Source organism: Aquabacterium sp., assembly GCF_030652515.1.
Taxonomy (GTDB): Bacteria; Pseudomonadota; Gammaproteobacteria; order Burkholderiales; family Burkholderiaceae_C; genus Aquabacterium.
Genome location: NZ_JAUSAR010000164.1, coordinates 1 through 1,254, shown reverse-complemented (window position 1 = coordinate 1,254; position 1,254 = coordinate 1). Strand labels below are relative to the sequence as shown.

At 62.0% G+C, this 1,254-nt stretch carries 1 protein-coding gene and 1 pseudogene; both read left to right on the top strand.

Translation table 11 applies throughout. The annotated features are described in order from the left end of the window. Nucleotides 1-816: glutamate 5-kinase (gene proB, locus Q7V20_RS18860; protein WP_304794844.1), on the top strand; the 816-nt coding region annotated here is incomplete at its 5' end. 177 nt (nt 817-993) lie between these two features. After that, nucleotides 994-1,254 (top strand): annotated as a pseudogene (locus Q7V20_RS18855) (hypothetical protein); the annotation flags it as partial.

Below are 1,254 nucleotides of genomic sequence, written 5' to 3'. Positions count from 1 at the left end.
AGTGCGCAAGTGCTGCTCACGCACGCCGACCTGGCGGACCGCGAGCGCTACCTCAATGCCCGCTCCACCTTGCTGACCTTGCTGTCGCACAAGGTCGTGCCGGTCATCAACGAGAACGACACCGTGGTCACCGACGAAATCAAGTTCGGTGACAACGATACCCTGGGCGCGCTGGTGGCCAACCTGGTCGAGGCCGATGCCCTGATCATCCTGACCGACCAGAAAGGCCTGTACAGCGCTGACCCGCGCAAGGACGCCAACGCGCGCTTCATCGACGTGGCCACCGCGGGCGACCCGGCTTTGGAGCAGATGGCCGGTGGTGCGGGCTCCAGCATTGGCCGTGGCGGCATGATCACCAAGGTGCTGGCCGCCAAGCGTGCGGCTGGCAGTGGCGCCAACACGGTGGTGGCCTGGGGGCGCGAGACCGATGTGCTGGTGCGCCTGTCTCAAGGCGAGTCGATCGGCACGCTGTTCGTGGCCACCACGGCCAAGGTGGCTGCCCGCAAGCAGTGGATGGCCGACCACCTGCAACTTCGCGGCGCGGTGGTCATTGACGATGGCGCGGTGGCCAAGCTGCGCGATGAAGGCAAAAGCCTGCTGCCCATCGGCATGACCGAAGTGGTGGGTGAGTTTCACCGTGGCGATGTCATCGCTGTTCGCACTGCCCAAGGGCAAGACGTGGCGCGTGGCCTGGCCAACTACGCGAGCAGCGAGGCCCGTCGCATCGCGCGCAAGCCTTCCAGCGAATTCGAGGCCTTGCTGGGTTTCACCGGTGAGCCCGAAATGATCCACCGAGACAACCTGGTCCTTGTCTGATCACTTCCCCATTAAGTTGGTGGTTGGCTAGGGGTTCACCCTGTCCGTGTCGGGCGCCAATTCCGCGTTGAATCGGGGTCCCCCTTGTTGTTGAACAAAGTTGGAACCATTTGGCGGTGCGGATGTCCACAAAACGTGGAGACATCAATGTCAGTGAATCAAAGGACTCAGATGAAAATGAAATCATGGTCAAAGGCTGCCGCGGTGTTGGCAGTGGCAGGTTGTGTGGCCACCCCCGTGATGGCCAAATCCCAGATCTGCGTGTGGGACGTGGCGGGCAAGTCGGGTGACGTGACGTCATCAGCGGTGGACTATCTCGTGGCGATGCAAAAGCACGGCGTCGAAATGGAAGTCAAGAACTACGTCGACGAGCGCGTGGCGATTGAAGAGTTCCGTTCGGGCCAATGTGATGCCGTGATTGCCACCACTTTGCGGACC